This is a genomic window from Vallitalea okinawensis, assembly GCF_002964605.1.
Classification (GTDB): domain Bacteria; phylum Bacillota; class Clostridia; order Lachnospirales; family PQDH01; genus Vallitalea_A; species Vallitalea_A okinawensis.
The window spans coordinates 1,046,055-1,070,759 of the sequence record NZ_PQDH01000001.1; the positions used below are offsets into that span (position 1 = coordinate 1,046,055).

Here is a 24,705-nt window from a genome sequence, read left to right on the forward strand (position 1 = left end):
TCCTAATAAAAAAGGATTTCGGGAGGGATAATGTGAACAAGGAAATACTAACAAGATGTGGTTATCGATGTGATCTATGTCTTGCCTACAAAGAGAATGTGAAAAAAAATGACCGCAGAAAGCATCTTAGTGAAGGATGGTATAAGTATTTTGGTCTTACAATTCAACCAGAGGATATTGTCTGCGATGGGTGCCTTAATGACGATTGTATGAAAACTGAACTGTTAGATGAAGATTGTCCTATTAGACCTTGTGTTAAGAAAAAAGGGTATGAGAACTGTTCTGAATGCGATGATTTCATGTGTGAAACTTATAAAGAGAGACTTGTTGATATTGATGAGTTAGAAAAAGAACATGGAAAGATTCCTGAAGATGATTACGAACTATTTATTAGACCATATGAGAATTGCAGAAGAATTCTAAAGTTAAGAGCTCAGAATAAGTGAGTATTTATTTAATGATTCGAAAAGGGAATAACAAAGCTATCAACTCTGCTATTCCCTTATATTATCTCTTAGAAAGCCTAATCTTGTTCCTTTACTTTACTAGCAACAAAAAGGTTAACTAAAGAAAGTCCTGCTGCTAAGAAAAATATATACTGTGGTCCCCAAACACTCCATACAATTCCACCGAGATAAGCACAGGTGATCGAAACGATGTGATCCAAGCTTAGACCTAATGACAGTGTTGGTCTTATATCGGAGTCTTTTATAGCTATAGAGCGTAAATAGATAGTTCTAATCATGCCCATCTGTGTCGACATCCTATCCACAATGAACAATATGTAAGCAAGTATTACTGGAATTCCTATAGTTGCTAATGACCCTGATGCAAAGCCAGCGCTTAGTAACCCATAGAATAAATAAACAAATATAAAGGATAAAGCATCTGCATAAAGTAATTTTTTAAGTCCAAATCGATCAATCCATCTACCGAGTGCAGGTATAAAGAATATTCCTATAAATGCTCCAATCATACCTAATATAGCTATTGTATCTGCTTTTTTACTCAGTATACTGATTAAAACCCAAGGACCATACACAATCATGATTTGCTTTTGAACACCCCACATAACAACTAAGGCATAATAATACTTATATTCTTTTCTAAATATAAACTTAATCTTTCTATCATTCTTAATAGGTTCCTTGTTAAGTTTTTCCAATACAAACATTAATATAAGTACAATACATGAAATCATTGCGGCAATTATAAAAATCCATTTTATTTCAGTTTGGAAACTAAATAGATCTGTTCTAAATCCTATGAAAACTATTATGCTTGCTATCATAGTAAATAGAGTTACAACACCTTTGTATTGCCCCATTCTTTTACCTATGTTGTTATCCTTAATCAGTGACATACCTATACTGTCCTGAAGAGGCATAAAAATGTGCATCCCCAGTGAATTAATGAAGATAAATATAAGCATGATTGTAAAAGGCGGTGTAATGAAGCCCAATGCACCAATCCCAATTATACTTAGTATCTGCGCTACCATGGCAATTCGAATATCTGAAAAGGCTGTTAAGGTTGCAATAATAAAAATAACAAGTACACCTGGCAATTCTCTTGGAAATTCTATTAATCCTCGCTGGTACGCGGTAATATCATATGCATCTTTAAAATAATTCGATAGAACATTATGACTAAAGCCCAAGGCAAGTGCTGTTAGTGCAATTATGGCAAAGTAGACAAGTTGAACTCTATCTATGTCTTTCAATCTTTTTAACATCTCCCCAATCCCCTCTTTAAAGTCTAGAGCGTGTTACTCATTCTCTATAAAGTACTACTTTATTAGGTGCTTGTCAACTTATTTAATCCATTTTCTATACATTATCTAACTCCTAAAAGATTGTCATTTAACGCGATTTAAAGTATAATTATTCTTGGGGAGGGATGGATTTATGACACCTATTAAGTTACTTATTGTCGATGATATGGAAGCTCATCGTAGACGTTTAGAGCGATGCATTTCTAAGGAAAAGGATATGCAATGTATTGCTACTGCAAATAGTGGCTATGAAGCAGTTCTTAAAGCTGCCATGCATCAACCTGACATCATTCTTATGGATATACAAATGGAAAATCAATTAGCTGGTATTGAAGCTGCTAAAGAAATTAATAAAAACTTACCAGATATTAAGATCATTATGTTAACGGTACATGAAGACGATAATATTATCTTCGCAGCATTTCAAACGGGTATCGTTGATTATATGATTAAATCGGCAACAGATTCTGAAATAATAAAAGGTATTCGAGCAGCTCATGATAATCTTTCGCCTATACGACCAATTATAGCTGAAAAAATAAGAAATGAGTTTAAACGCATTAAAAGTAAAGAAGAAAGCTTACTTTATGTTATACGAATGATTTCTGATTTAACAACAAGTGAATTGGAGATATTAAAATTACTCTGTGAAAATAAAACGAGAAAACAAATTGCTAAAATCAGGTGTGTTGAACAAGATACAGTAAAGAAACAAATCAGTAGTATTCTAAAGAAGTTTAATATGGCTAATACGAAGGAAGTAGTCAATACCCTTCAAGCCTTAAAAATATTTGATGTACTAAAAACACTGTGATGAGGGATATTCATGTTACTTTATATAACCATTATATTATTGATACTAACCTTTGTATTTACGTATAAAAACTTAAGAAATACATCTACCAAATTTTTATATGGTATTATTATAGGTTGGACAATAAGCATCATTGCTTTTATCCTCTATTTATCCACACACAGTTATAGTTATAACCTTGTGAATCGCCTTTTCTATTTCCCATCCTTGTTATGGAATCAACTTATACTGATGGATCTTAATCCTATTATGATATTGAGACTTTTTAACATTGGTATAATGCTATTTGTTTATTCAGTTCTCTGTTTTTCCATAGCTTTTTCCGGTAAAAACAGATTAAGGATACCCAATCACTATATCTATCTTTTATTATCCATCTTGCCTGCCATTGAGTTAATTTTTTATGACCCTCAAATACAGATACTGTTACAACAATATTATAATCAATCCGCTTACGGTATTCCTGAATATAATTTACTGATTTCAAAAGTCAGTATGCTTTTTCATACCATTAATTGGTTATACATTTTAATCGCATTTATCATTATGATCTATTATTATTATAAGTATCCTAAAATACGTTTTCTAAGGAATTATACCCTTTATAATATACTTTGCTTAATACCTATTGGTATAATCTTTCTTTCTATGTTTTCTTGGGCTCCAGACGTGTTACTTAAAATCACAGTAGTTAATGGGTATTATAACTTTCAAGTACCCAATCTTTCCAATACAATTATGATGTTTAACTCCTTTCCCATTATTGTGATTTTAGTTTTTTTACTTATATTAATTGCCTTATATCGTTTCAATGCCATTGAAAATTATTATAAAGATAAAAATATTCATATTAACAGAAGTATTGATACAGCATCATTAGGAATGCGGGTATTCACTCACTCCATAAAAAATCATCTTCTTGTCATCCGTTCAGAGTCCGAATATCTCATGGAGCTATTGGCAGACCATAAAGAAGCCATGTACAGTCTAGAGACCATACATCAATCCTGTACATCTTCATTTGACACACTTACAGATGCTACAAAAAAATTGAAGAGTGTGGAGCTTAAACTCTGTCAATGTGAATTAAAAACCATCATTCTATCCGCCCTGAACCAACTACACATACCTTCTAGGATTAGCCTGCAGTTAAAACTCATTGATGATCCTATTGCTTATGTTGACGAAACACAGTTAATAGAGGTGATCATTAACTTAACCAATAATGCCATTGATGCCATTGGTAATAAAACTGAAGGTATTATTACCATTACTTTAGAAGCTCAAAATAATTGGGCAACTATAAGCATTACTGATACAGGAACTGGCATTGATGAAGGTATGTTGGCACAGATTTTTCAACCTTTTTTCAGTACTAAAAACTCTCTTAATAACTGGGGAATTGGTCTTTCCTATTGCCATAAGATTATTGACGCCCATGATGGTGAGATTACTGTTGAAAGTACTAAAGATCATGGTGCTACATTTAAGATTAATCTACCTCAACTCTAACATTAAGAAAGCATCTATCCCATGAGATAGATGCTATTAATAATCTTCTTTTATTCGCTTTTCAATAGTTTGTATAGCTTCTTCAACAGTAGACTCATTCCTTAAAGCCTTTTCAGATTCTTCATCAAAAATGTCATTGAATAAATAACTTTTTCCTACTGCTGGCATCTCCATGTAGACTTTTTGGTCAAAAATGATATCTATATTCTGAGGTTTACCACCTTGTCCTGTAAAGATGTCTTTAATATCGTCAGTTTGATATGCTGGCAATCGACCATTTCTAGCAAATATTTTTGCACCTTCTTGACCCGAGGCAAATTTAACAAAATCCCAAACTTCCTCAAGATGTATCGTCTCTTTGTTGATCATTAATTGTGCACTCATCCCCCATGTTATATTGGGTTCAACATTCTCTGGGTGTGGCATGGGAACGATATCCCAATCAAAATTCAATGTACCATCTTTTTCAGCTGTTCTTAGTTGTTCAATCATCCATTCACCTATAGGAATCATAGCAGCTTCTTCATTAACAAAAACATCTTTATAGTGCTTATTATTATCTACTGCATAACTATATGGCATAATAAAGCCATCTTTTTGTAAGTCTATTCTATATTGTAGTGCATCTTCAAAGGGCTCCAAATCAATATCTATCATTGATGCTCCAGTTTGTAAGGCAAGGCCATACCAACATTGAGGCCATGTATGAAGATAAGCTCCATATATCTTTTTATCAGAAGTTTCAAATGTTACTTTACCAGCAAGTTCTCTAAACTCATCCCAAGTCATCTTGCTGTTTGGGTATTCAACACCTAATTCATCAAAGATGTCCTTGTTATAAAAAAGAACCCAACTGGATGTTATAAAAGGTAACCCATATATTTTGCCATCCATCGTTATTTCATCAAAAATAGGACCATAGGGAACTACATTTACATGGTCTCTTTTTAGTAAATCATCAATAGGGTAAATGTATGCATTATCGACGTAGTATGCATATTCTGTTATATTACCAGAATCAAAGACATCCACCTCTTCATTACTCTCTAGGGATGAAGTCACTTTTTCAAAGTATAAAGTATTGTCAATAGGGTAGTGATTAATCTTAATAGTTGGATATCGTTGCTCATATTCATTCACTATCTGATCAAAAAAAATATGATTACTTTCACGATAGTAAAATTCAAGAACTGTATTATCTTGAATGACAGCTGAGTTTGGTTTATTTTCTTTTTCCGAGGTAGTACACCCAGCTGCTATTAAAAGATATAAGCTAATTATTACAATGAGTTTTTTCATGACTATCACCCCTATATAACTTCTACTGTCATTATAAACGAATGTTACTCAAAAGTTAAGTTAAATTAATTTGGAAACTTCAATATAAATGGGTCATTCGTTATTCCTAAATAGTTCTTTAGCCTTTCTTCCAATAACTTAGCAAGGCTATTAATAGCCACATCTCCATTCATATGGGCTAAATAGGGGTTTGAAAAAGACCTCCCTTTATGCAAGTTATCAAATATTTCATCTATTTCTACTGGCTGCATTTGATAGGGGTCCTTAACATTGTCATATAAAAATCGTCGTTGCTTATCATCTGGATGCAGTCCGTTATATACAACATAAGTATATCTCTTCGTACGTACACCCCTCCACCCAAAACATTTGTGATTAAGCCCTCTTTTCTTAAATGGTTCTATGAGAGCAGGAAGGCCAGGTATCATACATATCAATGCATCCTTAGGCTCATTTTCCATAGTCCCTTCCTTTATGAGGGTAGCTAAGCTTTTTCCTTCACAAGATGAGGGTATCTCAATGTTCAATAAATCCAATAGTGTTGGCATATGATCCGGGCTTGCCATTAGACCATCGGATAAACCTGTTTCTATATGATTTTTCCACCTTATTATAAAAGGTATATTGATAGACTCTTCATACCAAACGTTTTTTCCATTAAACCGATGCGAATTCAGCATATCACCATGGTCAGATGAGAGAACAACTATAGTATCCTCATCCATTTCTTTTTCTTTAAGATAATCCAATAATCTGCCAAAGTTTTCATCAATGCCGGTAACTGCTGCAAAATAGTTTCTCAACATTTCCTGATCCTTTTCGCTTTTCAAGTCATCTGGTACATTCGGTCGGAAATTGATTGCCATCTCCGTATACATTGCTTTATATCTTTCAGGTACTTCATCATAGGGTGAATGAGGTGGATTATATGATAAAAAAAGTGCGAATGGCTTCTCAGTCTCTTGCCTTTTAATAAAGTTAATGGCTGCATCAGTCTCAAACTCCACAGACCACTTCTTAGGCTCTATTTTCTCATCGGTATCTCCCCAATAATAGGGCTCCATATGCTGATTCATCGCTCCATATGAGAGCCAGTAATCAAACCCCTGTCTTCTTTCACCAGGTGGTGTATAAGCCCCCCACCCTTTTGCTCCAGATATTGGCTCGGGTGTAAAATTCATTTCTGCTGCATCCAAATGCCATTTCCCTATGTAACCTGTACTATAACCATTATCCTTTAGTACATTGCCTATACAGGTTTCTTGTGGCATAAGCATCAGCACTTCATCAAGACCTATTTTACAATTAGTCCACATACCACATGAATAGGGGTATTTCCCCGTCATCAAAGAGGCGCGATGAGGGGAACACAAAGGGTACGTACTAATGACATTAGTCAATACTTTACTTTCTTTAGAAAATGCATCTATATGAGGAGTTTTTACTTGATCTTCCTTCATAAACCCCATAGCATGAGCTCTCCATTGGTCCGCAAATACATAAATGAGATTGGGTCTCTTTTTCATAGTTTTTCCTTTCTATATATCCATTATATTGCTCTTAACCTTTAAGCCCAGAAGTAGCTATACCATTAATAAAGTATTTCTGAGTAAATAAGAATACGATAATTGTAGGTACTATGGCACAAACTGATGCAGCCATTAACTGTGCATAGTTAGAATCGTATAGGGTTTGGAAATTTCGCATCCCTAGCTGTAAAGTCTTCATCTCCTCACTGTTAATGTAGATTAATGGAGCGAGAAAGTCATTCCAACTTGCTATAAAAGTGAAGATGATGAGTGTTGCCATTGCTGGCTTAGCTAATGGTAATATGATTGTAGCATAGATACTAAACTCACTACAGCCATCTATACGTGCAGCCTCCGATAGCTCCATTGGAATGGTGATGAAAAACTGTCTGAAGAGAAAAACACCAAAGGGTGCAAAGGCACCAATCAAAATAAGAGCTAGATGGGTATCCATTAATCCTAAATTACGCATGATCATAAACTGAGGAATCATAATAACCTGATAAGGAATCATCATGGTGCTAAGATATCCAAAGAAGATTTTATCTCTTTCAGGATATTGAATCCTAGAAAATGAATAAGCCGCCATAGAACATGTGACAACCTGTAAAGCTGTAACAGCTACTGCTATCTTAATGGAGTTGATATAGTAATTAAGGAATGGATATTCTGTCCAAACGTGAACGTAATTACTCCACAAAAATGTCTCTGGAATCCACTGGATAGGGAATGCAAAAACTTCTGTTTCAGGCTTAAAAGATGCTGATAGCATCCATAATAGTGGCATAATCATGGTAAGAGAAGCAGCTGTTATCAGGATATATACAATGAATTGTTTAATGTTGAGTTTCTTAATCATGGTTATCCTCCTTTAATAATTCACCCATTTTTTCTGACCTCTAAATTGAAGAAGTGTTACTACTAGAATAATAATAAACAATATATAGGATTGAGCAGACGCATAACCAAAATTAAAGTTATCAAAAGCTTCGATGTATATGTTATAAACCAGTACGTTTGTTGCATACCCTGGTCCACCCTGAGTAAGGGCATAAATTTCTGAAAATACTTTAAAAGATTGTATAATTGCCATAATACATGAGAAAAACATAACTGGTGATAACATCGGTACAGTAATATGAATAAACTTTCTAAATTTACTAGCTCCATCGATATCTGCAGCCTCATACAATACCTCTGGAATTCCTTGAAGTCCTGCTAAGAACATGACCATAAAGTACCCCATACGCTTCCAGATAGTCATTATAATTACGGCTAACATGGCATAGGATGATGAGGATAGCCATAATGGTGGATTATCCATACCAAGGCTCATAAGAACATTATTAATTGGTCCAACTGTTGGGTGGTATAAAAGCTGCCATACAGCTGCTATTGCAAGTGCCGCTGTAACATGTGGAATAAAAAATGCAGCCCGGAAAAACTTCACTCCCCTAATTCCTTGATTGAGAGCAACTGCTACCAATAAGGCGAATAGAATTATGAATGGCACGGAGCCTAGAGTGTAAATTAATGTGTTCTTAAGCGAAACTAGAAATACATGATCTGAGAATAATCGTATATAATTGCCTAAACCTATGAAATTCATTTCGCTAAAGCCATCCCAATCACTGAAGCTAATAATCAGGGACATAAATACAGGGATAAACGTAAATATAGCAAACCCAATGATATTTGGTAATAAAAATAGATAGCCATTAATTCGGTTTCTTTGTCTTGTTGAAATTTTATTAGAAGTTGTCATATTTACACCTCAACTTAAAATTGTCCCTCTTAATCTTAAGATTAAGAGGGCTATTGTTAACGATATTCATTGTTAACTCTTTCTTCGATCACCTTGATAGTTTCTTCAACAGATCGTTCATTAGCAAAAGTTAATTGTGATTCTTTGTTGAATATTTCAAATACAGAGTTGATATTTGGAACAGCTGGCATTTCTAAATAAATTTCCTGATTGAAGATCATTTCCACATTCTGTGGTTTCTGATTAGGATCACCAATGAATATTTTAGTCGTTTCATCATTGATAATAGCTGGTAAACGACCACTTTCTGCAAATACTTTTGCACCTTCTACACCACTAGCATATTTGACAAAATCCCAAACAGCATCTACATTATCCTTCCCCTCAACGATAGATAATTCTGCTGGCATTCCCCAGGTCGTATTAGGTGCAACACCTTCTGGATGTGGCATTGCTGCAATATCCCAATCAAAACTCATACTGCCTTCTTTTTCCGCTGTACGAAGCTGTTCAATATGCCACTCACCGATTGGTACCATAGCAACCTTACCTGTTTGGTTCATAGCATTATAGTGAGCGCTTGTTGCTACAGCCTCAGTATAAGGCATAGCTGAACCATCACTCTCCAAGTCCATTTTGAATTGTAGAGCTTCTTGGAAAGGTCCATAATTGCCACTTACTATTGTCTCACCATTTTGCAACGCTGGTCCATACCAACATTGTGGCCATGTGTGGACATAAGTCCCCCATATTTTATCATTGCCTTCTCCTGATGTCATTTTCTTAGCCACTTCTCTAAACTCATCCCATGTCATATCATCTGTAGGATAAGGAACACCAGCTGCATCAAATAAGTCTTTATTATAGAAAAGTACCCATGCAGATGTTGTAAATGGTAAACCATAAAGCTTATCATTTATGCGCAATTGATCGATGGTGTTACCATATGGTCCTAAATCTAAATTGTCTTTTGCGATAAGGTCATCTAAAGCTAATAACTGCTTCTTATCTACATAAGATGCATACTCTGCGGCATTCCCTGTATCAAATACATCAATATCACCATTACCAGCTAATTGAACCAATACTTTATTTTTATAGTCTTTATTGGGGTAAGCTACTTGATTGATTTTAACTGCTGGATTTTGACTTTCATAGTTAGCAATAATTTCTTTGAAATAGATTTCGTTGGATGAACGATAGTAAAAATCAATGGTAGTTACTTCTTCCTCTTTTTTTGCTGTATCCTTCTCTTCTTTCTTTGTTGTTGACTCTTTTGTTTGAGTAGTTGGTTCCTCTTTCGAATCAGAACTACATCCCATTAAAAGTGCTGTAGTCATAATAATGACTAGCATTAAAGACAGATATCTTTTCATGTTTTAACCTCCATATGTATAAATGTTATTTCTGTTTTATTATAGGTTATATCTGAATTGTTGCTAAGTTGAAAAAACTATTCCCCCATGTTCCCCCCCATATTACAGATGTTTTAACCTTTTCAGCTGGTTACTAACTGGAATTAAAAATAGGGGGAATAAAATATCCCACCCTATAACTTTCCTACACTACAAGAAAAGTGACTTGCGTCACATTTCAAGTATGTGCAAGAAAGTATAGTTCCTTACCAGCAAAACTCAGTACTTTCTTACACTACAAGAAAAGTGACTTGCATCGCATTTCAAGTATGTGCAAGAAAGTATGGTTCCTTGCCAGCAAAACTCAGTACTTTCTTACACTATAAAAAAAGAACTTCCCTGTGGGAAGTTCTACAGCTCCTCGATTTTCAATAATATATAGGGGTATATAAAATCCTCCCCTATATATTATTCTAAAGCAATGAGTACATTATTATACTGTTATGAGTTTCTCATTCTCTTTTAAAATATCCGTTAATCCTTCTCCCCAATATTTGAGTTCAACACCTAGCTCTGCTAGCTTATCTGATACATTTAGCTGATCAGCGCATGCCTTACAGGCTGATACATGAACCCCCACATGAATAGCTTGTCGGATTTTTTCTTGAACAAGAGGGTTTTCAGCGGCAAGCCTGGCTGTTGCTCCCCAAATAATCACTGTTACTTCATCCCAAAAATCATGAATCTTACTGTTGATGGCATACATCATCACCATCTTCTCGGCAGTAATAACATCTGCATTGGTCCATAGGATATTTAACTTGTCTTGCTTACTCATGTTCTGACCTCCTTCATCCAATTAATACATCTATTATATCAGAGATTTTAACCTTTAACCTCTATACAATACATTAATTATTTCCAAGTCGGTCAAACTCATTTAAACCTACTCTTTATTAATCACGTACTAAAATATAGTATGCCCATGGTCCAAGTTCAAGATTAATGCCCTCTTCAAGTGTCACTTCTTCACTAGTAAAATAGTTTCTATATTGCCCACTTTCATCAAAGGATTTTAATGTAAATTCTGTTACTTGGTCAATGAAATTACCTATGAAAACAACATTATTATTATCTTTAGTTCGAACATAAGCTAGTATAGATTTTTCTGTAGTATCAATAAAGGTTAAATCGCCACCTACTGAGCCATTCCATAGAGCTTCATTCTCTTTTTTAAGGTCAATTAAACGCTCATAATAATCTTGCTTAGATAGATCTGACCAGTTTATCTCATCTTTATCAAAGAAAAGTAGCCTTTTATTTAAGTTGGCTTCTTGGCCGGAGTAAATAAGAGGAATACCAGGTGCGGTAAAGACAAGAGCATCCATTAAATTTCTCGAAGTCCCCAACCTTTCCTCAGTAGTACCATTCCATGAGTTTTCATCATGGTTTGTCACAAAATTCATAGGAAATGTTCCGTCTGGGTAAACAGCAGCTGCTCTTCTTATATCCGAACGAATAGCGCTGGCTCTGCCTCCATTGGCAACTGTGTTGATGGAATCTAATAAATACCAGTTATAGTTAGCATCAAATGCATTATCCAAAAGACTATAATTTGATCCGTCTTCTGCAAGCATAAATACTGGTTTAACTTTGTCTAATGCTACTCTTGCATCTTCCCAAAAATCTACTGGTACACTCCCTGCCACATCGCAACGATAGCCGTCGATGTCTGCTTCTTCAACCCAAAATACTAAGGCATCTATCATCTCTTGTCGCATTTCTTCATTGTCGTAATTCAGATCAGCAACGTCCGTCCAATTAGTTCCAGCTGGTATGGTAATTTCTCCATTAACCTGGGTATACCACTCTGGATGATCAGTAATCCATTGGTTATCCCATCCTGTATGATTAGCCACCCAATCCAGTATAACTTTGAATCCCATGTCATGGCATTCTTCTACCAGAGCTTTAAACTCTTCCATGGTACCAAATTCAGGATTAACTTCTTTATAATCTGCAACGGCATAATATGATCCCAGCTCACCTTTTTTTTCTACTTCAGAGATGGGATGAATAGGCATGAACCATAGCACCTCCACACCTAACTCTTTTAATCGGGGCAAATGTTCTCTAAAGGCTTCGAAAGTCCCTTTTTCTGTGTATTGTCTTAAGTTGACTTCATAAATCGTTGCATCATCTATCCAATCAGTTTTTTTATTCAAGCTCAATGATAGTAATAAAAAAGTTGTTATTACGGTCATCAAAACTATTATCCTAATGCTATTTTTCCCTCTCAAACCCATCTCAAACCTTCCCCTTACTTAATTTTTATATGAAACAGGATTGGTTCATCAATAAGTTGGATCATCTGATTAACCACCTTAATCTCTTCACTGGTATAGCGATTAACATAGTTACCATCTTGGATAGATGGTAAGTCAAAATAACCTTCTTCGTGACTAACCAACTTAAATTCACCTGATTTAAGTCCAATATTAAAGATACCTATAACCCATTGCTCCTGATCTACATAAGTCGCTAGAATAACATCCTTTTTAGGCGTATGATGAATTTTATAGCATCCTTCAGCAAATATCGCCTCTTTTTTTATTGCTCCTAGCTGTTTAATAAAATCACAGAATTCTTCATTTAGGTCATTCCAATTAATTAAGTCTTTATCAAATAGAGAAGGGCATTTTTGATCTTTTGCTTCTTGGCCTGCATAAAGAAGTGTAGCACCTTTTTCGAAAAACATAAAAGCAGTCCACATCTTTAGTAATTTTTCACTTTTTATTAGTGATGCTATACGTGGTTGGTCATGATTTTCTAAAAACCTTAGTTTCACATAGTTTTCAGGGTAAATATGTTCCTGCATACGTTTTTTTATTAATAATGATTCCAACTCAATATCTCCAGAAAGATATTTGTGTAATTCCCCATGGGTATCATAATCATAACAAATATCAAACGCTTCATAAGTTTCACTATCTGAAGCCATATAGAATCCTTGATTTCTTACCCATTCGATAAAATGAGGATGAACTGATTCTGCAAGTAAAATGCTACCTGGATTGATGCTCCTGATTCTTTCTCTCGCTTGACTCCAAAATTCCATTGGTACCATTGGTGCTACATCACATCTGAAACCATCGACACCTAGTTTTGTCCAGTATTCTAAGGCAATGATTTGTTCTTCCCATAGATCTTTATTAGCGTAATCTAGGTCAATAATATCATCCCAATCCGCAATTTTATTCCCTGTACTGCCATCAGCATTGCGGTAATAATATTCGGGATGCTCTTTTAAGTAATCAGCGTCATGAGAGGTATGGTTATAGACAACATCAATCATAATCTTCATATCTAATGCATGAACTTTTTCGATGAGTTCCATAAAATCTTTTAATGTACCGTATTCCTCATTGATTGCCTTATAGTCTTTAATGGAATAAGGACAGCCTAGCGTTCCTTTTTTATTTTTTTGTCCTATGGGATGAATAGGCATCAACCAGATTATATCAGCACCTAGCTCCTTAATTCTCTCAAGATCATCCATTATATCAAGGAACGTTCCATTAGAACCATGATTTCGTACATAAATTTCATATATTACTTTGTTTCTTAAGGTTTTTAATGTGTCTTTTGCCATCTTTAATTTCCTTTCTTCATTTAAGATGTTATTTCTTGTGCATCTTTAGCCTTTATTAGCACCTGCTGAAAGACCTTCTAATAAATATCTTTGCAAGAATAAATATAAAATAGCTACAGGTCCTGCAACGAGAACAGCACCAGCTGCAAACATGGTAAAATTATTGTTTGCCTGCCCATTAATTAATTCATACAAACCAACTGCTAGAGTTTTCTTTTCACTGGAAGTGATTAAGAAACTTGGAAGAATAAAATCAAACCAAGGCACCATAAACTGTGTTACTGCCACAAAAGTCAATATGGGAAACATAACTGGTAGAATAATTTTGAGGTAGGTTTGAAATTTGGTGGCACCATCAATATAAGCAGCTTCATCTAAAGATATCGGTACATTATTCAGATATCCTTTAACCAACCAAGTATTATAAGGAATCTGCCCTGCACTATAAATAATAACCAATGCTAAGGGTTGATTTAATAAACCAAAGTTTAAAAAGAGTACATAAATTGCTATCATCCCCATAAAAGAAGGAAACATTTGCAAAATCAGAATTGATAATAGCCCAAATTTCTTACCAGCAAATTTTAATCTTGCAAAAACATAACCCATAGTTCCAGTTAAAACTACAGATGCAGCCATATTAAGAACAGCTATCATTAACGTATTCATATACCATTTTTCATAATCTGTCTCTTCAAACAATCTTACAAAATTGTGTAGTGTTGGATGTCTAGGAATAGCCGTTGATGAGGCCAATGATGACCCTTCATTAAAGGCAGAGCCTACTATCCATATGACTGGATAGAGTATAACAATTGCTACCAGTATTAATAAAAGATATATACCAATGTGTATCACGACTTCTTTCATACGTTCCATAGGTGTCATTTTGCTCCATTTAGATGACCCAGTTGTTTTCATCCTTAATCCTCCTTAAATGCATCAGATCTCAAAAAGTTCCATGTAGAAATCCCACCTATAATTAAAAAGATTAGGATTGACATAACCGATGCCATATTATACATTTGAAAATCTTTTGTCATTTTATAAATCCATGTTATGAGTATATCTGTATGACCAGCATATTCATAATTAATATTCCTTGGTCCACCATTGGTTAGGAAGAATACAGCACCAAAATTATTAAAATTAGCTGCAAAGGACATGATCAATAGTGGCGTTACTTGGGAAAATAGGATAGGAAATGTTACCTTCCAAAACATTTGCTTCCGGCTAGCACCATCTACTTTTGCCGCATCATAAAGGGTTTTATCAAAGCTAGTCAATATCCCGGTCATTAACATCATAAAATAAGGGACACCCAACCAAAAATTGATAATTAATAAGGTTACTTTAGCTAATACAGGATCATTTAACCAAGCAATATCCATTCCTAGCATTTGGTTCAAAGGTCCATACGTTTGGTTGAAGAAATTCTTGAAAACTAATAAAGAGATCATCCCTGGAATTGCCCAAGGTAAAATAAAGATGGTACGCCAAATTTTCTTACCTATGACACGATGATTATTGACTAATACAGCTAAAAAAAGACCTCCAAAAAAAGTAGTAACAGTAGCTAATACAGCCCAGGTCAGAGTCCAAGAAGCCACTCCAAAAAATGTCGTTCGCCAGCCAGGAAGATTGAGTACCTTGCCAAAATTGATCAATCCCACCCAATCTACTAAATCTGCTGGTGGATTATGATAAGCATCATAATTTGTAAATGCTATGAAAAAAGCAAATAGAATCGGCATAATAGAAACAAAAAGTAATAGTATGAGGGATGGCATACTTACAACATAGGCAAAACTGGATTCTGCTACGTGCTTAAAGTATTCTTTGGAAGATTGAATCTGTCCCGTTTTTCTATAGATGAATGCCGTATTATTAGCGTCTTTAATATTATAAATCCAAATCATTAGTAGAATGAGTAGTAATAAGATCGCAATCAAACCCTCGATCATGAGGACAGGTGAATTATCTCTAAAACGTCCACCCGTTGTATCTCCCAGAGTTATAAATCCCCATAGTCCTCTTGCAAAAAAGCCATATCCCCAAGCATCAGGCTGTCCAGGAATTGTCCCTTGAACTAAGCTGCTTGTTAAGATTTCAATCATCAGATACATCAACTGAATACTTAGAAAGAGAATCCCCTTTCCTTTTTGCTTATTCTTAAATTGCCCAAACCCCATCACAAAAACGGATAGCCAACCTGAACTGGTCATTTCATACCCTAAAACTTTCTGCCAAAGTTTTGCATTCTTTTTATAGTAAAATAGTTGTTCCACAGTTTACCTCCCTATAATAAAGTTATTCCTACATGTCAACTGGTATTGAAGCTCTAACCCCAATACCAGTTTTTTAGTACTTTATCTTTTGTTTTTACATAAGGTCACTTCATTATTTTCCTGCATCGTGTAAAATACGCTCATAGTCTTCTTGTGATTTTGCTTGTGCATCTTCAATAGACATCATTTCATCAAAAATATTTGTCCAAACATCTCTTAAAGGATCCCACATATAATTTCCTTCTTGTATAACAGGCATAGGATGTGAATAAGCTGCTTGTGATAAAAATCCTTGAGATATTGCATCTTCATTAAGTCCTGGTATACCTTTAGAATCTTTGACAGCAGGTATCTTACCTAGAATGCCATAAACTTCTTTCATTATTTCTTCACTTGAAAGGAATCTCAGTAAGTTCATAGACGCATTAGGATAATCGGTGTAAATGTTCATACCTGTTACTCTCACACCTGAAAAAGTTATTGGATTTTGGTCATTACTGAACTTAGGAAGTGCTTTCACTCCAAATATATCTGAAATTTCAGTATTTTCAGTTATACCAAATCGCCCTTCTTCAACCCATGTTTTCCAGTTTGATTTAATATCTGACATCACCCAAGGTCCCGTAATTGTTATAGCCACCTGACCTTTTTGGTATCGTGATGGTCCTTGATCCCAAACAACATCCTGAATCGTTGCAAGTCCTGGAAATAGTTTTGATGTTTCTTTATTACCAAACCAATCGCCTGTCACGGCTTGAATAGATTCCGTAACTTCTTTAGATGTCATATTAAATTGAGTTGGGTCATTGTTATCATCACCAAAAACACGGTAGCCATCTCTTGTTAAGAATGGATACATATGATATGCATCATACAATTGCCAAGCCATGATAGTATGCTTATCCTCTGATCCAGCTTCACCTTCTACTTCAGCTGTATAGAATCGATCCTCTAAATAAGGAATTTCTACACCAGTACCAACGTAATTATTACTCCAATTCGCTATACCGGCAAGTAATTCTTCCATGTAGATCTCTTCATTTTCAATTTGTTCTAATAAATTAGAAGCTGTTGTATTGAAGACTGTTGGAAGTGTAGGTAGAGCAGCTAATATTTGTTTGTTATAGGCTAAGGCAATGTTTTCAACAGAATCTGGAACAGCGTACATTTCTCCTTCATACATGGTTACTTTATAAGAAGACTCTTGCATGATATCCAAAAAATACTTTTTGTCTCTTTCAGGTAGCTGAAATAAGACTCCTGCTTCTCTACCATCAACAACGGCATTATGTGGCATGTAAAAAACATCTGGACCAATACCAGCAGGTCCGTCTAATTTTAGTTTTGTTACATTCTCATTAACGTCACGGTTTTCATAAGTTAATTCTACATCTGGGTACTTTTCATTCCATAGTTCAATCAGTTTATCACCATATTCTTCATTATCAAGCCATATTGATAGCTTCGCATCCTTCTCATTGGTGTATTGCCCTTTTTCATCATCCCAAATTAAATCTTCTTCAAATTTTGCCGTAACACTTTTTTGACAACCTGTTATTGACAAAATCATAGTTAACATTAATATCATAGTAACTATTTTCTTCATCATAATCCTCCTATAACATTCAATCTAATGTTTTTACAAAAAGAAATTCCCCTATTACTAAAAAATTTATGTGGTTTGTCGTTTAATTAAGTTAACAGAAACTTTTACCTGACTCCCCCATGATTGTTCATTATTCAAGGTATCTACTGCTAGTTCCCCTTTTTTGATAACATCTTGGTTAATTGTTGTTAGGGGCAACCAATTTTCTTTACTACGACTAATATTATCAAAGCCAATAACACCGAAGTCTTCAGGTATTTTTACACCAAGGTTTGTCAGACCATCCATAAGACCAATAGCTAAAATATCAGAAGTACAGAAGGCTCCATCCACACCCATTGTTTTCACTTCATAGCTGATATCATACCCTTCTTGGTAGGTAGTAGTATTAACAATAACAAGTGATTCCTCATATCCAGCTTGTCTTATAGCTTTTTTAAATCCCTGATAACGATGGTAATCTACTTTTTCTTCTGTAATATTGGATGTTAATATACATAACCGCTTATAGCCCTGCTCCATCAAATGTCTAGCCGCAAGCATACCTCCATACTCATCCATTGTATTGATATAATGAATATTTTTAAGTTTAAATTGGGTGTAATTATCAACTAAAGCTATAGGGATATCTAGTTTATTTAATCCTAAAATTAAACTTTTATTAATCTCCCCAACAACCACAATGCCATGAAGACATCTACTTTTAGCCCAAGCTAACAACTCTTCTACTGTCTCACTAAATTTAATAAACTTAATGATCACATCTAATCCCATTGTATTCGCTTTATTCTCAATACCACTTATTAAGTAAAAATAAAATGGACTCTCTTGAATCCACCCTAACATATAAGGAGGTAATAGTACCACAATCATATTGGATTGCTGAGTTACAAGTGCTTTAGCAGCAAGATTGGTTTCATAATTAAGCTCTTCAGCAATTCGTAATATTTCTTGTTTTTTATCTTCTGAATAGCTGGTTATATTCTTCTTATTGAGAACGTTAGATACCGTCGTAATAGAAACACCAGCTCTTATTGCAATATCTTTTAATGTTGTTCTTTTCATGAAATCATTCCCTTAGTCAAACGTTCAACTATCTGTAGTATAATACAATACCCATAATTAATTCAATATTATATAGGATTTTCATGATATAAGTTAATTTAACTCTAATTTTTTTATGCATCATTAATAGTTTAATTTCAACCTAGTAAAACGTTTACTTGATTTATTCATCACAAAAAGTGATTAGTATCCATTAAAAAACAGCTGCCTCTTTTTATCTTGAGGCAACTGCAATCTTTTTAGTCTTAACTTCTATACAATAATTTGATTATAATTATCCTTTAACAGCACCGATCATAACACCTTTGACAAAGTATTTCTGCAAGAAAGGATAAACACATAGGATCGGTAATGTTGCTACCACTATTGTTGCATATTTTATACTTTCACCAATGGCTTCTTGATCGGCTAAGCTGGCCCCTTGAGTCATAGAATCCACGTCATTAGCAATAAGTATTTCACGCAGTATCAATTGAAGCGGATAAAGCTCTCTTTGTCTTAAGAATACTGATGCCCAAAACCAACCATTCCAAGCTCCAACACCATAATACAGAATCATAACAGCAATAACAGGTTTACTCAGCGGTAAAATTATTCTAAATAATACAGTCCAGTGGCTGGCACCATCAAGTTTTGCCGATTCTTCCAAACTAACTGGAATAGCCGCGAATGATGTTCGCATAATAATCAAGTTATAGGCACTGACAAGAAAGGGTACAATCAATGACCATCGGGTATTCGTTAATTTCAATGCTCTAACTGTCAAATAAAAGGGAATCATACCGCCTTCAAAAAACATGGTAAAAACGACAAGGAACATTAATAGATCTCTCCACATGACATTTCTTCTTGAAAAGAAATAAGCCCCCAAAGATGTCATGATTAATTGAAGTATAACCCCTACAAATAATACAAATAGAGTGTTCATGTAACCATTTAAAATATTAGGATTTTGTGCCACCGCTTTATAGGCTGATAGACTAGCATCACCAACAGGAGTCAATAAAATTCCACTGTGTTGTATTAATGCATTACTATCACTTATAGAAGCCATGACAACATGTATAATTGGATATAATGCCGTTATTGTAAATAGCGTTAATAATGAAATATTAAAAACATTGAAAACTTTTTCACTTTTAGATGGTTTTAAATAAGCTGCTGCCATATATGCCCCTCCTTTTACCATAAACTAGATTCACTGAATTTCTTGCTGATCTTATTAGCAGCAATCAATAAAGTGAAGTTTAATACAGAATTAAACAACCCAATAGCTGTACTGTAACTCCAACTAAATTCCAAAAGTCCTACACGATAAACATATGTGGATATAACATCTGCTACTTCATAAGTTGCAGGATTATACATCAAAATGATTTTCTCAAATCCTACGCTAAGTAATCGACCAATTCTTAGAATGAGTAGAATAACAATGGTTGAACTAATCCCAGGAAGGGTTACATGAAGTGTTTGTTTCCATCTATTGGCACCATCTATCATAGCTGCTTCATAGAGCTGTTCATCAATACCTGCTAAGGCTGCTAGGTAGATAATTGATCCCCATCCTATCTCCTGCCAAATACCAGAAGAAATGTAAAGCGTTCTAAAGAACTCAGGTTTTTGAAGTAGTGGCATTCGCTCTCCGCCTAATAATACAATAATATCATTAAAGAGTCCGTCAGTAATTGAAAAATCTTTTAATAAGCCAATGATAACGACTAAAGAAATAAAGTGAGGCAGATATGTAATGGTCTGAACACTGTTTTTGAACCTCTTAACCTTAAGCTCGTTTAATAATAATGCTAAAATAATTGGTGCTGGAAATCCCCATAATAAGGAGTATAGACTTAATAAAAATGTATTTTTTAACACTCTCCAAAAAGATACACTGTTAAAAAATCTTACAAAGTGATCTAATCCGATCCAAGGGCTTCCCATAATTCCTAGCCCAGGAGAATAGTTTTTAAAGGCTATTGATGCACCATACATGGGAATATATTTAAATATAATGAAATAAGCTATAACAGGTAATACCATCAGATATAATGATCTATTACGGATAAAATCTTTTTTAGCTCGTACACCAAAACTGTTTTGGGCCTTCACCTTGGTTGTTATAGACTTTACTTCTCCTTTCATTCATTCACTTCCTTTCAAATAAAGAAAGGAGGGTTGGGATTCCCCTTCCTTTCTTGATAACTTACTACCTGTTGTTGTATCTTTCTAATGCGGCTGTATAAATTTCGATAGCACGATCAATACCCATGTTTTTAATGTTCTTAACATACTCATCATAATTATCAAGACTCTCTTGACCAAATAAGTATTTAACATACATCTCATCACGATAAGTATTAATTTCATTCATAATTGTTGCTAACTCTTGGCTTTCTTCAGGAGTTGGTGTTACTTTTGGCATACGATATTTGTCAACATCTGAATACTGCCAGTTTTGGTTGGCTAATTTTTGCTGTTCAAAGGTATAGCCATATTGTTCAATATAGCGAACATCTTGAACCATTACACCACTATAGCATGAACGTGCAAATTGACCTAACGCTGCTGCTACTGGCATATCAGGATTGTTTAATATCGCATCTGTATACGATGGATAGTTGTCTTTCATTTCATAAGACTCGCCTTCAATACCAAAGTTAGCTAACATATGACCTTCTTCTGTATAACCAAAATCCAATACACGCATAGCTGTTTCGATATCCTCACATGCAGTTGTAATAAATGCAGCAGTACCAGGAAGTGCAAAGTCTTTTTGTGAAAACATTGGCTTATCGCCACTGTTTAATACTGGGAACTTAGCTCCCATTAAATCATAGGTTGGATCATCTTCTTTAGCTTTTAGCCAGTTACCTAATCGACTTGCTTGATAGCCTAATGATGCTCCTGTTTCTCCACCTGTTATCTTGGCAGCTACTTGCTTACTGTCAACTGTCTCAATATCAGGATCAATTAAACCCTCTGCATACCACTTACTGAATTCTGTTAGGAAGTCTTTATATTCAGGTTGCATAGAACCAAATTGTACGTTTCCAGCGTCATCTATATAGAAATCTTTTGATATACCATAGGCACCAATAAAGGGGCTACCGTTACCAGCACCAAGCATCCAGTTTTGATAGGATAAAGGAGATGTTGCACCTTTTTCATCTTTAAATGCTGTCAACATGTTATACCAATCTTCCATGGTTTCTGGTTCATCTAATCCTAAATCATCTAACCAATCTTTTCGAATGATAGGGCCAAAGTAAACCATTAAAGCATCATCACCACGAATAAATGGGAAACTATAGTACTTACCTGTATCTGTTTTAGCCATTTTTTCGGCCTCTGAATTTTCACCATAATATTGCATTAGGTTTGGTGCATACTCAGGCATATACTCTGTTAAGTCAATAATAAATCCATCTAATATAGCTTTTTCAGGTCCACCTGTATATTCTTTTAAAATATCGTATTCAACAATATCAGGGTAATCTCCAGAAGCAACTAATAGATTAAACTGTTCCTTCTCTTGACCTTGTGCTGGATGTAAGTATTCAATTGTAACACCAGTTTTTTCTTCTAAAGCTTTCCCAAATGGTGTATCCGCTAAGTTAGCTGCTTGTTGTGAAACATTACCATTTAATGGTACCCAGTACGTTAATGTCTTACTTCCATCTATAGGATATGAAAATTCTTTTGAATCATCTGCATTGTTATCAGCTTTATTATCTTTTTCAGATACAGCACTTTTTTCACCAGACTTACTACTTGTACCTTCTTCAGCATCCTTACTACAGCCTACAAATAACATTGAAAGCATACTTAATACTAATATGAACGAGATCAATTTTACAACACGTTTATTCATTATATGTTCCCCCTATTTCTATTCAATAGTTTAAATCCATAATGCTCTATTAAATGTTGCTACTTGGTTCGAACCATGATTTTATTATTAATCATAAGTATAATTTTGTAAATAAACATTTGTATGAAATAATGACGCATTTATTAAATACCATATTATTATTTTATTCTCTAATAATGAAAATCTAAAATCGTTTAATGAACACTTTTTATTATGATATCTTTTTTCTAAAAAAGCTATGATTAATAGTTAAAATCCATAAACAAATGTTAAAAAAAGGTTGATAAACACTCCTGATATATATTCACCATCGTAACTTAATTATATCAGAAATAAGGATAACTTTAGAGTAAAAAACGTACTACTATCATTGTAATTGAATATATATTAATGGTAAGTATTCATATTTGAGGGCGTGTGAGATATTGAGACAAGATATTGATTGTCATGAAATCATAACTTCTGAAGATTACTTAGACATTTGGTATAGATATAAAGGAGATTTTGAAGAAGTAGCCAAAGAAGCAGGAGCGATTTGTGCCAAAAGAGTTTTTGAAGATTGGATATTATTTCATATCAAGATGGGACTAGAAAATTGTCAAAACTATTATCTTAATAGCGAGTACATAATCATACCAAACGTATATGGTCTATCAAGTATAAGTAGTATCGAAGCTGCAGGGATTGGACCAGTTCTTAAAAGTAAAGCTCTGGATATTACAGGTAATGGCGTGATTATAGCACTCATAGATACAGGTATAGACTATACCCATGAAGCCTTTCGATATGAAGATAATACGAGTAAAATAATAAGCATCTGGGATCAAACAGAAGCAGGTATTCCACCAAAAGGATTTCTCTATGGTACAGAATATACAAACAACCAAATAACCGAAGCTATAAATTCTGATGACCCACTATCAATTGTACCTACGATGGATGAAATTGGTCATGGTACCTTTTTAGCAGGTATAGCAGCAGGGAGACCTAATTATAAGGAGAAGTTCCAAGGTGCAGCGCCAGATGCAGATTTAGTTATTGTTAAGTTAAAACAAGCAAAAAAATGCTTAAGGGAGTTTTTTCAAGTAAAAGAAGATGCTATTGCTTATCAAACAAGTGATATGTTACAAGGAGTAAATTATGTGTTAGATAAAGCAGAAAAATTAGGAAAGCCTATCGTTGTATTATTAGCATTTGCATCATCTGATGGTCCCCACAATGGAACCAATGAGTTCGAAGAAATATTAGCAAAATTTGGTGATTCCATTGGTGCCGTCATGGTTACTACAGCAGGAAATGAAGCTAACGCTGACCACCATTTCCATGGAATCTTTAAAGAAGGAAAAAATAAATTAAGTCTAGATTTTAATATTGCTGAAAAAGAAGAGGGCGTATTTTTAAACATGTGGGTTCCTCTTCCCGATCAATTAAGTATAGAATTAATATCACCAAGTGGAACTACCACAGGGGTATTTCGATCTGAAATACGCAGATGGCAAAAGAAAGTATTTCCTATAGAATCATCAGTTATTCGCGTTCACTATGATTTATTAGAAGAAAGAGCCGCCGAAGAGTCCATTGCTATAATAATCGAAAAACCCTTACCGGGTTTATGGACTATTGTGGTTCATGGTGAGATCCTGATTAATGGAGAGTTTGACATCTATTTACCTATACGCGGGTTTATCGAAGATAATACTGTTTTCTTGAGTCCAGACCCTGATTCAACCGTTGTTATACCCTCAACTAATCCCGGAACAATAACAGTAGGTGCTTATAACGAAGTGAATAATAGCATTTATTTATCCTCTGGGAGAGGCTATACAAGAGACCTTAGAATTAAACCTGACATTGTAGCACCAGGAGTTAATGTCATTGGTCCCTATCTCAACAATCAGTATGGCACTATGACAGGTACAAGTGTAGCAACTGCTCTTACTGCAGGAGCATCTGCACTCCTATTAGAATGGGGAATCGTTCAAGGTAATAATCCAAATATTAATACAATGACTATGAAAACCTATCTCTCTCGAGGAGCAAAGAGAAGAAAAGGAATGAAATATCCTAATAAGGAATGGGGATATGGTGAATTAGATTTATTAAACACGCTTAATATAATATAAGTATCATCGTAAACGAAGAGCCAATAGGCTCTTCGCTAGTCTATTAATCCCCTAG

At 34.5% G+C, this 24,705-nt stretch carries 20 protein-coding genes; 4 read left to right on the top strand and 16 right to left on the bottom strand.

All coding sequences use genetic code 11. The annotated features are described in order from the left end of the window. Positions 1-32: 32 nt before the first annotated feature. The gene (locus C1Y58_RS04815; protein WP_157949953.1) at positions 33-446 is read left to right on the top strand and encodes a DUF3795 domain-containing protein; all 414 of its coding nucleotides are present in this window, start codon (positions 33-35) and stop codon (positions 444-446) included. Positions 447-523: 77 nt separating this feature from the next. Here the strand turns inward: C1Y58_RS04815 and C1Y58_RS04820 are convergent, their stop codons facing one another. Beyond that, complete coding sequence (locus tag C1Y58_RS04820; protein WP_105614841.1) at positions 524-1,735, bottom strand: MFS transporter; 1,212 nt, start codon at positions 1,733-1,735, stop codon at positions 524-526. 172 nt (positions 1,736-1,907) lie between these two features. Here C1Y58_RS04820 and C1Y58_RS04825 point away from each other — a divergent pair, with 172 nt between their 5' ends. Both C1Y58_RS04825 and C1Y58_RS04830 read left to right on the top strand, forming a co-directional pair. Beyond that, a complete protein-coding gene (locus C1Y58_RS04825; protein ID WP_105614842.1) occupies positions 1,908-2,588 on the top strand; it encodes a response regulator transcription factor in 681 nt (226 codons plus the stop codon). A gap of 12 nt (positions 2,589-2,600) precedes the next feature. Then, a complete protein-coding gene (locus C1Y58_RS04830) occupies positions 2,601-4,100 on the top strand; it encodes a sensor histidine kinase (protein WP_105614843.1) in 1,500 nt (499 codons plus the stop codon). 36 nt (positions 4,101-4,136) lie between these two features. Here C1Y58_RS04830 and C1Y58_RS04835 read toward each other — a convergent pair whose 3' ends face one another. From C1Y58_RS04835 to C1Y58_RS04905, 15 genes are all read right to left on the bottom strand, one after another. Then, positions 4,137-5,399, bottom strand: a complete 1,263-nt coding sequence (locus tag C1Y58_RS04835) for an ABC transporter substrate-binding protein (protein WP_105614844.1) — start codon at positions 5,397-5,399, stop codon at positions 4,137-4,139. A 65-nt stretch (positions 5,400-5,464) separates the two neighbouring features. After that, a complete protein-coding gene (locus C1Y58_RS04840; RefSeq protein WP_105614845.1) occupies positions 5,465-6,925 on the bottom strand; it encodes a sulfatase family protein in 1,461 nt (486 codons plus the stop codon). Positions 6,926-6,959: 34 nt separating this feature from the next. After that, positions 6,960-7,787: a carbohydrate ABC transporter permease gene (locus C1Y58_RS04845; protein WP_105614846.1), complete on the bottom strand. Its 828-nt coding sequence runs from the start codon at positions 7,785-7,787 to the stop codon at positions 6,960-6,962. 12 nt (positions 7,788-7,799) lie between these two features. Beyond that, positions 7,800-8,693 carry a carbohydrate ABC transporter permease gene (locus tag C1Y58_RS04850; RefSeq protein ID WP_105614847.1) on the bottom strand — a complete coding sequence of 298 codons (894 nt, stop codon included), beginning with the start codon at positions 8,691-8,693 and terminating at the stop codon, positions 7,800-7,802. A gap of 56 nt (positions 8,694-8,749) precedes the next feature. Beyond that, positions 8,750-10,069, bottom strand: a complete 1,320-nt coding sequence (locus C1Y58_RS04855) for an ABC transporter substrate-binding protein (RefSeq protein WP_105614848.1) — start codon at positions 10,067-10,069, stop codon at positions 8,750-8,752. 472 nt (positions 10,070-10,541) lie between these two features. Further along, the gene (locus C1Y58_RS04860) at positions 10,542-10,886 is read right to left on the bottom strand and encodes a DsrE family protein (protein ID WP_105614849.1); all 345 of its coding nucleotides are present in this window, start codon (positions 10,884-10,886) and stop codon (positions 10,542-10,544) included. Positions 10,887-11,004: 118 nt separating this feature from the next. Beyond that, positions 11,005-12,312 (bottom strand): alpha-amylase family glycosyl hydrolase, encoded by a 1,308-nt coding sequence (locus C1Y58_RS04865; RefSeq protein ID WP_170311520.1) that lies wholly within the window; start codon positions 12,310-12,312, stop codon positions 11,005-11,007. A gap of 56 nt (positions 12,313-12,368) precedes the next feature. After that, positions 12,369-13,700 (bottom strand): alpha-amylase family glycosyl hydrolase, encoded by a 1,332-nt coding sequence (locus C1Y58_RS04870; RefSeq protein ID WP_105614851.1) that lies wholly within the window; start codon positions 13,698-13,700, stop codon positions 12,369-12,371. Positions 13,701-13,745: 45 nt separating this feature from the next. Beyond that, the gene (locus tag C1Y58_RS04875) at positions 13,746-14,621 is read right to left on the bottom strand and encodes a sugar ABC transporter permease (protein ID WP_242985326.1); all 876 of its coding nucleotides are present in this window, start codon (positions 14,619-14,621) and stop codon (positions 13,746-13,748) included. Positions 14,622-14,623: 2 nt separating this feature from the next. Continuing rightward, positions 14,624-15,988 carry an ABC transporter permease subunit gene (locus C1Y58_RS04880; RefSeq protein WP_207655705.1) on the bottom strand — a complete coding sequence of 455 codons (1,365 nt, stop codon included), beginning with the start codon at positions 15,986-15,988 and terminating at the stop codon, positions 14,624-14,626. 112 nt (positions 15,989-16,100) lie between these two features. Beyond that, entirely contained in the window at positions 16,101-17,594 is a 1,494-nt protein-coding gene (locus C1Y58_RS04885) for a sugar ABC transporter substrate-binding protein (protein ID WP_157949954.1), read from the bottom strand. Positions 17,595-17,660: 66 nt separating this feature from the next. Next, positions 17,661-18,659, bottom strand: a complete 999-nt coding sequence (locus C1Y58_RS04890) for a LacI family DNA-binding transcriptional regulator (protein ID WP_105614853.1) — start codon at positions 18,657-18,659, stop codon at positions 17,661-17,663. A 274-nt stretch (positions 18,660-18,933) separates the two neighbouring features. Beyond that, positions 18,934-19,827, bottom strand: a complete 894-nt coding sequence (locus tag C1Y58_RS04895) for a carbohydrate ABC transporter permease (RefSeq protein ID WP_105614854.1) — start codon at positions 19,825-19,827, stop codon at positions 18,934-18,936. 14 nt (positions 19,828-19,841) lie between these two features. Beyond that, positions 19,842-20,798 carry an ABC transporter permease gene (locus tag C1Y58_RS04900; RefSeq protein ID WP_105614855.1) on the bottom strand — a complete coding sequence of 319 codons (957 nt, stop codon included), beginning with the start codon at positions 20,796-20,798 and terminating at the stop codon, positions 19,842-19,844. Positions 20,799-20,862: 64 nt separating this feature from the next. Beyond that, complete coding sequence (locus C1Y58_RS04905) at positions 20,863-22,527, bottom strand: type 2 periplasmic-binding domain-containing protein (RefSeq protein ID WP_105614856.1); 1,665 nt, start codon at positions 22,525-22,527, stop codon at positions 20,863-20,865. 425 nt (positions 22,528-22,952) lie between these two features. Between C1Y58_RS04905 and C1Y58_RS04910 the strand changes: the two genes are divergently transcribed. Continuing rightward, the gene (locus C1Y58_RS04910; protein WP_105614857.1) at positions 22,953-24,650 is read left to right on the top strand and encodes a S8 family peptidase; all 1,698 of its coding nucleotides are present in this window, start codon (positions 22,953-22,955) and stop codon (positions 24,648-24,650) included. Positions 24,651-24,705: the final 55 nt, after the last annotated feature.

Excerpts from the sequence above, each read along its gene's own strand:
- C1Y58_RS04875 (WP_242985326.1), bottom strand. The coding sequence starts at position 14,621 with ATGAAAACAACTGGGTCATCTAAATGGAGCAAAATGACACCTATGGAA.
- C1Y58_RS04900 (WP_105614855.1), bottom strand. The coding sequence starts at position 20,798 with ATGAAAGGAGAAGTAAAGTCTATAACAACCAAGGTGAAGGCCCAAAAC.
- C1Y58_RS04825 (WP_105614842.1), top strand. The coding sequence starts at position 1,908 with ATGACACCTATTAAGTTACTTATTGTCGATGATATGGAAGCTCATCGT.
- C1Y58_RS04855 (WP_105614848.1), bottom strand. The coding sequence starts at position 10,069 with ATGAAAAGATATCTGTCTTTAATGCTAGTCATTATTATGACTACAGCA.
- C1Y58_RS04890 (WP_105614853.1), bottom strand. The coding sequence starts at position 18,659 with ATGAAAAGAACAACATTAAAAGATATTGCAATAAGAGCTGGTGTTTCT.
- C1Y58_RS04895 (WP_105614854.1), bottom strand. The coding sequence starts at position 19,827 with ATGGCAGCAGCTTATTTAAAACCATCTAAAAGTGAAAAAGTTTTCAAT.
- C1Y58_RS04870 (WP_105614851.1), bottom strand. The coding sequence starts at position 13,700 with ATGGCAAAAGACACATTAAAAACCTTAAGAAACAAAGTAATATATGAA.
- C1Y58_RS04845 (WP_105614846.1), bottom strand. The coding sequence starts at position 7,787 with ATGATTAAGAAACTCAACATTAAACAATTCATTGTATATATCCTGATA.
- C1Y58_RS04860 (WP_105614849.1), bottom strand. The coding sequence starts at position 10,886 with ATGAGTAAGCAAGACAAGTTAAATATCCTATGGACCAATGCAGATGTT.
- C1Y58_RS04905 (WP_105614856.1), bottom strand. The coding sequence starts at position 22,527 with ATGAATAAACGTGTTGTAAAATTGATCTCGTTCATATTAGTATTAAGT.
- C1Y58_RS04850 (WP_105614847.1), bottom strand. The coding sequence starts at position 8,693 with ATGACAACTTCTAATAAAATTTCAACAAGACAAAGAAACCGAATTAAT.
- C1Y58_RS04820 (WP_105614841.1), bottom strand. The coding sequence starts at position 1,735 with ATGTTAAAAAGATTGAAAGACATAGATAGAGTTCAACTTGTCTACTTT.
- C1Y58_RS04885 (WP_157949954.1), bottom strand. The coding sequence starts at position 17,594 with ATGAAGAAAATAGTTACTATGATATTAATGTTAACTATGATTTTGTCA.
- C1Y58_RS04830 (WP_105614843.1), top strand. The coding sequence starts at position 2,601 with ATGTTACTTTATATAACCATTATATTATTGATACTAACCTTTGTATTT.
- C1Y58_RS04840 (WP_105614845.1), bottom strand. The coding sequence starts at position 6,925 with ATGAAAAAGAGACCCAATCTCATTTATGTATTTGCGGACCAATGGAGA.
- C1Y58_RS04835 (WP_105614844.1), bottom strand. The coding sequence starts at position 5,399 with ATGAAAAAACTCATTGTAATAATTAGCTTATATCTTTTAATAGCAGCT.
- C1Y58_RS04865 (WP_170311520.1), bottom strand. The coding sequence starts at position 12,312 with ATGACCGTAATAACAACTTTTTTATTACTATCATTGAGCTTGAATAAA.